Source organism: Allobosea sp. 05T422_2 (assembly GCF_056396265.1).
The window spans coordinates 1-7,762 of the sequence record NZ_JBFTLD010000295.1; the positions used below are offsets into that span (position 1 = coordinate 1).

Annotated in this window: 6 protein-coding genes; 4 read left to right on the forward strand and 2 right to left on the reverse strand. The window is 68.3% G+C overall.

Annotated features, from left to right (window positions below; translation table 11 throughout):
* A partial coding sequence (locus tag AC1DJT_RS31500; RefSeq protein ID WP_476835596.1) for a GMC family oxidoreductase occupies nucleotides 1-977 on the reverse strand: 977 nt, incomplete at its 3' end.
* Nucleotides 978-1,168: 191 nt separating this feature from the next.
* Nucleotides 1,169-2,653 (reverse strand): MocR-like pyridoxine biosynthesis transcription factor PdxR, encoded by a 1,485-nt coding sequence (pdxR, locus tag AC1DJT_RS31505; protein WP_476835597.1) that lies wholly within the window; start codon nucleotides 2,651-2,653, stop codon nucleotides 1,169-1,171.
* A gap of 166 nt (nucleotides 2,654-2,819) precedes the next feature.
* Between pdxR and AC1DJT_RS31510 the strand changes: the two genes are divergently transcribed.
* From AC1DJT_RS31510 to AC1DJT_RS31525, 4 genes are all read left to right on the forward strand, one after another.
* Complete coding sequence (locus AC1DJT_RS31510) at nucleotides 2,820-3,926, forward strand: mandelate racemase/muconate lactonizing enzyme family protein (protein WP_476835598.1); 1,107 nt, start codon at nucleotides 2,820-2,822, stop codon at nucleotides 3,924-3,926.
* Entirely contained in the window at nucleotides 3,923-5,416 is a 1,494-nt protein-coding gene (locus AC1DJT_RS31515; RefSeq protein WP_441506674.1) for an aldehyde dehydrogenase family protein, read from the forward strand. Before AC1DJT_RS31510 ends, AC1DJT_RS31515 begins: the two co-directional genes overlap by 4 nt.
* Before the next feature lie 24 nt (nucleotides 5,417-5,440).
* Nucleotides 5,441-6,739 (forward strand): NAD(P)/FAD-dependent oxidoreductase, encoded by a 1,299-nt coding sequence (locus AC1DJT_RS31520; protein ID WP_441506675.1) that lies wholly within the window; start codon nucleotides 5,441-5,443, stop codon nucleotides 6,737-6,739.
* A 168-nt stretch (nucleotides 6,740-6,907) separates the two neighbouring features.
* The coding region (locus tag AC1DJT_RS31525; protein ID WP_476835599.1) for an ABC transporter substrate-binding protein at nucleotides 6,908-7,762 on the forward strand (855 nt) is incomplete at its 3' end.

The following is a 7,762-nucleotide window of genomic DNA, read 5'->3' on the forward strand; positions in this document are numbered from 1 at the left end:
GCATAGTGCAGCGCCATGCCGATGCGGCCGGGCCAGGAGAGCAAGGCCTCGTTCAGGCTGGGCCGCCTGGACCGGTAGACATGGTCGTAGCAGAGATGGTCCTGGAGATGGGCGCCGACCGCCGGCAGGGCGTGCAAGGGCGTGATGCCATGCTGCGCCAGAAGCGCGGGCGCGCCGATGCCGGAGAGCTGCAGGAGCTGGGGCGAATTGATTGCGCCCGCCGCGACGATGATCTCGCCGGCGGTGCGGAAGCTGACGGGCGCGCCGTCGCGTTGCCCTTCGACGCCGACGGCGCGGCGCCCCTCGAACAGGATGCGCGAGGCGAGCACGCCCGTCTCGACCTTGACGCGCCCGGTCTTGCGGGCCGGATGCAGATAGGCGCGTGCCGCCGATTCACGCAGGCCGCCGCGCGTCGTGATCTGGTAGATGCCGGCGCCCTCGCAGCTTTCGCCGTTGAGATCGGGGTTGAAGGGCAGGCCGGCCTCTTGCGCCGCCTTGACGAAGATCGGGGTCAGCGGGTGGACGACCGAGGCGATGTCCTCGACATGCACGGGGCCGCCCGCGCCATGCCACTCTGACGCGCCGAGCGCATGGTCCTCCATGCGGCGATAGGCGGCGAGCACCTCGCGCCAGCCCCAGCCGGGATTGCCCATCGCCTCCCAGCCGTCGAAATCCTCGCGCTGGCCGCGCATATAGACCATCGCATTGATCGCGCTCGACCCCCCGACGACCTTGCCGCGCGGCTGGTAGATCTGGCGGCCGGCGAGGGCGGGCTGGCTTTCCGTCCGGTACATCCAGTTCAGGCGCGGGTGGTAGAAGGTTTTGCCGTAGCCGATCGGCAGATGCAGCCAGGGGCTCAGGTCGCGCGGCCCGGCTTCCAGCACGAGGATGCGGCCGCGCCCGGCCAATGCGAGGCGCCCGGCCAGCGCGCAACCGGCCGAGCCCGCGCCGATGACGATGACATCCCATTCCTCCAAGATGGACTCCCTGCCGCTTCCGGCGCTGCCTGAACATCAGGCTCGCGATGTGTTTGCATCGGCTTTCCCCGAAAACCGCGATCCACGTTTCGGGCCGATGTCTTAGGTTGGATTGGGCTTGTCGCTAAGGACCATTCTGTTCGAAGCGCCAGTCCAATCGGTGGGGATCAGGCCGGCGATCAGGCCCAGGATCAGGTCGAATTGAGATCGTCGATCGCCTGGCGCAGGCCAAGCACGCCGGCCTGGATCTGCGCCGGCGTGAAGCCGCTGAAGCCGAGCACGAGCCCGTCGCGCACCACCGGCTCCAGGCTGAAGCGGCTGATCGGCGCCACCGTGATGCCGCGCCGGGCGGCGGTCTGCGTCACCGCAACGGCATCGAGCCCCTCGCGCAGGAAGCCGATCGTGTGCATGCCGGTATGGGTGGGCACGACGGTGAGAGCGCCCGCCAGATGCGCATCCGCCGCGGCGATCAGCGCCTGGTGGCGCTCCTGGTAGAGCTTGCGCATGCGCCGGACATGGGTGGCGAAATGGCCCTCGACGATGAAGTCGGCGACGATGCCCTGCAGCGCCGTCGGCACGCCCGGCGAATAGGCGTCGAGGCAGATGCCGATCTGCTCGGCGAGCTGCGGCGGGGCGACGAGGAAGCCGAGGCGCAGCGAGGGGAACAGCGTCTTCGAGAAGGTGCCGACATAGATCACGCGACCGGTCAGGTCGATGCTGGTCAGCGTCGCCATCGGCGCGCCCTGGAAGCAGAACTCGCCGTCCCAGTCATCCTCGATGATCCAGGCGGAACTCGCCTGCGCCGCCTCCAGCAGGGCCAGCCGCCGTTCCAGGCTCATCTTGGCGCCGAGCGGCTGCTGGTGCGAGGGTGTGACGAAGGCGAGCTTGAAATCCGGCGCGCGGCGCAGGCCTGCCTCGACGATCAGGCCGGCCTCGTCGACCGGCACCGGCACGATATCGGCACCCGACAGGATCAGGCTGTTGCGGGCGCCGATCGCGCCCGGATTCTCGAACCAGACCTTGTCGCCGGGATTGATCAGCGTCGCGGCGAGCAGCTGGAAGGCCTGCTGGGCGCCGGCGACGATGAAGATCTGCTGCCATTCGCAGGCAATGCCGCGGTTGAGCCGCAGATGCGCGGCGATCGCCTGGCGCAGCACCGCCTCGCCATGGGGATCGGGATAGCCCAAAACCTGCTGGCGGGCCTTGCGCCAGTGCCGGCCGGAAAGCTTGGCCCATTGCGCCATCGGGAAGGCGTCAAAAGCCGGCATCGCCGTAGTGAAGGCGCGCGGCTGGTGCGGCAGGCGCGTGCCGAACAGTTTTGAGGCGGAATCCATCGCCTGCGCCAGCCGGAGTTTTGCGGTCGGCACGGCTACCGCCGCGGTCACTGGGGCCGGCCGCTCGCTCGCCAGCGCCTGGCTGACATAGGTGCCGGCACCGACGCGGGTCTCGACCAGCCCCTCGGCGGCGAGCCGGTCGAAACTCTCGACGATGGTGGTGCGGGCCACGCCGAATTCCTGCGCCAGCGTGCGCGTCGCCGGCAGGCGCTCGCCGACCTTGAGCGCGCCGCTCAGGATGAGTTCGCGCAAGCCCACGCAGACCTGGACGCTGAGCCCATGCTGCCCCTGTCGATCCAGCACGATCGATTGCAGCAGGACACCTTCTTCGCGTTTGACCATATCGCTCCAGTGATCCTGCCCAAGCCAGCACCGGTCGCGATCTCTGCGATTGGACTGCTGCTTTCGCCAGAATGGACCTTGGGTTCAGACCAATTCAAGTTCCTTTCTGAGCCCACGCCGCCTGGCAATCGCGCTGGGCCATGGCGATGGATTGGCGGCGGCAATAATGAAGATCACCCGTCTCGAAAGCTTCACGACGCCGGATGTCGGCTTCGTCCGTGCCACCTGCGAGGATGGCAGCCAGGGCTGGGGGCAGTTCTCGCCCTATAATGCCGACATCACCGCGACGGTCTTCCACCGCCAGGTCGCCCGCTGGGCCATCGGCTGGGACGCCTTTGCGGTCGACGACCTCGTCGCGACGATCGGCGAGCGCGAGCACAAGTTCCCGGGCTCCTATCTCTGCCGGGCCCTGACCGGACTCGACACGGCGCTCTGGGACCTGCGCGGTCGCAAGGAGCGGAAGAGCGTCTGCGAATTGCTCGGCGGCACGCCGCGCCCGTTCCCGGTCTACGCCTCCAGCATGAAGCGCGGCGAGATCACTCCCGAGGCTGAAGCCGAGCGCCTGGCCCGGCTGCGCGACGCCCATGGCTACCGCGCCTTCAAGTTCCGGGTCGGGCGCGAATGCGGCCGCGACCTCGATGAATGGCCCGGCCGTACCGAGGCGATCGTGCCGCAGGTCCGCGCCGCGCTCGGCGACGAGGCGACGCTGCTGGTCGATGCCAATAGCGGCTATACGCCGGCAAGCGCGATCGCGGTCGGCCGCATGCTGCAGGACCATGGCATCGTCCATTTCGAGGAGCCCTGTCCCTATTGGGAACATGCCTGGACGCGTGAGGTCCGCGAGGCGCTCGATCTCGACGTCACCKGCGGCGAGCAGGATTGCGACCTCGCGATCTGGCGGGCGATGATCGACGGGCGTGTCGTCGACGTGGTGCAGCCCGATATCTGCTATCTCGGCGGGGTCGGGCGGATGCTGACGGTGGCGCGCTGGGCGGCCGAGGCGGGCCTCCCGGTGACGCCCCATTCCGCCAACCAGTCGCTGGTGACGGTGTTCACCCTGCATGTCATGGGCGCGCTCGCCAATGCCGGCCCCTATGTCGAATTCTCGATCGAGGGTCCGGACTATTACCCTTGGGAGCAGGGGCTGCTGCGCAACCCGCCCAAGGCCCGCGACGGCATGGTCGCAATCCCCTCCGAGCCCGGTTGGGGCGTCGAGATCGAGCCCAGCTGGCTGGACCGGGCCGAGTATCGCGTGACCGAGGTGTCGGCGTGACCCTCGACCGGGAGAAGCTGGTCGAGGAAGCGCGACGCACCGGTACCCTGGCAGGTCTGCCGCGCGGGCATTTCATCGGCGGCCGGCTCATTGCCTCCGTCTCGGGGCGGGAGATGGAGAGTTTCGACCCCGGCCGCGGCGTCCCCTTCGCCAGCGTCGCAGCGGGCTCAGCCGAGGATGTGGCGGCGGCGGTCGCGGCGGCACGAGCGGCGCTGTCTGGCCCCTGGTCGCAGATGACGCCGGCGGCCCGCGGCGAAATCCTGATGCGGGCGAGCCATCTGCTGCGCGAGCGGGCGGCGCGGTTCGCCGTGGTCGAGACGCTCGATTCCGGCAAGCTGCTCGCCGAATCCGAGGGCGATGTCGGCGGCGTCATCCGTGCCTTCGCCTATTATGCGGGGGCCGCCGACAAGCTGCATGGCGACAGCGTGCCGCTCGGCCCGGACTACCTCGGGGTGACGATCGAGGAACCGGTCGGCGTCGTCGCGCAGATCGTGCCGTGGAACTATCCGCTCTCGACGGCCACGCGCGGCATCGCGCCGGCGCTCGCCGCCGGCTGCACCCTCGTCGTCAAGCCGGCCGAGCAGACGCCGTTCACCACGCTGATGCTGGCGGAACTGCTGCATGAGGCCGGCCTGCCCGACGGCGTGCTCAATGTCGTCGCCGGCACGGGAGCGGAGGCGGGCGCAGCACTCGTCGCCCATCCCGGCATTGACCACATCACCTTCACCGGTTCGGTCGCGACCGGCCAGCGCGTGATGCGGGCGGCGGCCGGGCATGTCACGCGGCTGGCGCTCGAACTCGGCGGCAAATCCCCCGTCGCGCTGATGGCCGATTGCGAGATCGGGCCGGCGGTCGAGGGTGTGCTCGGCGCGATCTACGAGAATGCCGGCCAGATCTGCTCGGCCGGCTCGCGGCTGATCCTGGAGGCGCCGATCGCGGGCGAGGTTCTCGACCGGCTCGTCGCACGCGTTTCAGCGATGCAGCTCGGCCATGGCTTCAGCGATGCCGGCATCGGGCCGATCAATTCGCTGCAGCAGCTCGCGCGCATCGAGGCCCATGTCGAGCGGGCGCGTACGGCCGGCAACCGCATCCTGATCGGCGGCGGCATCGTTCCCGCAGGCGAATGCGGCGGCGGCTGGTTCTATCGCCCGACCATCATTCTTGCTCTTGGCCCGGACGACCCGCTGGTGCAGGAGGAGATCTTCGGCCCTGTCCTGACCGTGCAGATCGTCGCGGATCTGGAGGAGGCCATCGCGGCCGCCAACGCAACCCCCTATGCGCTGGTCGCCGGCATCTACACCCGTGACCATTCCAACGCCTGGCGCTTCGCGCGCGCGGTCGACGCCGGCCAGGTCTACATCAACGAGTTCTTCGCCGGCGGCATCGCCATGCCCTTCGGCGGTAACCGTAAATCCGGCTTTGGCCGGGCCAAGGGCATGGCGGGCTTGCGCAGCTACTGCAAGCTCAAGAGTGTTGTGGCGCGGCTCTGAACGGGCCCGGGGGGAAACGACGGAATGTCGACTGAGCTGTTTACCGCCGATTTCAAGGCGGCACCCTATTGGTGGGACGGAGTCCCGCGGCCGGAATTGCCTCGCTCGGAGCCGCCGAAACAGGCCGATGTCGTGGTTGTCGGCTCCGGCTATACCGGCCTGCATGCCGCGCTCCAGACCGCCAGGGGCGGGCGCAGCACGGTGGTGCTCGATGCGGAGGCGGCCGGCTTCGGCTGCAGCACCCGCAATGGCGGCCAGATCTCGACCAGCATCAAGCCCGGCCTCGCGGCCCTGGCGCGCCGTCACGGCGAGAAGCGGGCCTTTGCCATTCTGCAGGAAGGCCATCGCTCGCTGCGCTGGATAGCCGAGTTCGTGCGCGAGGAGGCGATCGACTGCGATTTCGGCGTGGTCGGGCGCTTTCACGCCGCCCACTCGCCGGGCCAGTACGAGATGCTGGCGCAGCGCGTCGACAACCAGACCAAGGGTCTCGAAGTGCCCTGTCATGTCGTGCCGCGCGCCGAGCAGCGCGACGAGATCGGCTCGGACCTCTACCATGGCGGCGTGGTCTATGCCGGCCATGCCTCGGTCAACCCGGCGCGCTATCACCAGGGCCTGCTGGAGCGCGTCCTCGCGGCCGGCGCCGAACTCGTACCGTTCTGTCCGGCGACCGCGATCACCCGCCAGGGCAAGGACTTCCTGGTCGAGACGCCGCGCGGCACGATCCGGGCGCGCGACGTCATCGTCGCCACCAACGGCTATACCGGGCCGGCGACCGGCTGGCTGCGCCGCCGCGTCATCCCGATCGGCAGCTACATCATCGCGACCGAGCCGCTGGAGCCGGCGCTGATGGACAAGCTGATCCCGCGCAACCGCATCGTCAGCGATACCCGCAAGGTCGTCTATTACTACCGCGCCTCGCCCGATMGGCGGCGCATCCTGTTCGGCGGCCGCGTCTCCCTGAGCGAGACGGATCCGCGGCGCAGCGGGCCCAAACTCCATGCCGACATGAGCGCGATCTTCCCCGAGCTGGCGCAGACACGGATCAGCCATTCCTGGTGCGGCTTCGTCGCCTATACCTTCGACGAGCTGATGCATGTCGGCCGCCATGACGGGCTCTACTACGCCATGGGCTATTGCGGGGCGGGCGTCGGCACGGCGAGCTATTTCGGCATGCGGCTCGGCCAGCAGGTGCTTGGCCTGGCCGAAGGCAAGACGGCGCTCGACGACCTGCCATTCCCGACGCGGCCCTTCTACAGCGGCAATCCCTGGTTCCTCGCACCATCGGTCTTCTATTACCGCTGGCGCGATCGCCTGGCCCGATGAGCCAGCAGGATCGTCTCTGCGGATTGGCCTTCCCCAATTCTCAGAATGGACCTTCTGGCCAGACCAATTTCAACAAACTCTGCACGCTCTCAATGGTGGGAAGCTGGGTCGCTACAGCGACTGCGCGACTGCCGCTGGACATGTGCCCCTCAGCTCAGGAGATATGACATGCAGTGCCCGCCGATCCTGCCGTCGCGATCGACCCTCGTCCTTCTCCTGAGCCTGGCCGGAGCGATGCCGGCCCTGGCGCAGGAGCTCACCGTCGTGTCCTTCGGCGGCTCCTATCAGGAGGCGCAGAGCAAGGCGCTGTTCGTGCCTGCCGCCAAGGCGCTGGGCATTAAGCTCAAGGAAGAGACCTATAGCAGCATCGCCGACCTGCGCCTCAAGGTGAAGGCCGGCGCCGTGACCTGGGATGTCGTCGCCAGCGGCTCCGGCAGCGCGGCGCGCGCGGGCTCCGAGGGCATTCTCGAAAAGCTCGACTACAAGGTCATCGACACCTCGAGCTTCGTGCCTGGCACCGCGCAGGATTACTGCGTCGGCGGCGACGTCTTTTMCACGGTTCTGGCCTGGAACACCAAGACCTACCGCGAGAAGGGCCCGCAGAGCTGGGCCGATTTCTGGGACGTCAAGACATTCCCGGGCAAGCGCTCCTATCGCAAGGGCGTGGCGGGTGCGCTCGAGCCCGCCCTGATGGCCGACGGCGTGCCGCCGGAAAAGGTCTACGAGGTCCTGTCGCAGCCCGGCGGCATCGAGCGCGCGATCAAGAAGATCCGCGAGCTGAAGCCGCATATCGCGGTCTGGTGGAGTTCTGGCGCCCAGCACGCCCAGCTGATGAAGGATGGCGAGGTCGACATGATCACCGGCTGGAACGGGCGCTTCGACGTCGCCGCCAAGGACGGTGCCAAGGTCGCCTACACCTTCAACCAGGCGCTGCTCGACTATGACTGCTTCGCCATCGCCAAGGGGGCGCCGAACAAGGACCTGGCGATGAAGTTCCTGGCCGAGATCAGCAAGCCGCAATAC

What these genes read in the sequence shown, in the direction of transcription:
- pdxR (WP_476835597.1), bottom strand. Translation starts at nt 2,653, where the DNA reads ATGGTCAAACGCGAAGAAGGTGTCCTGCTGCAATCGATCGTGCTGGAT.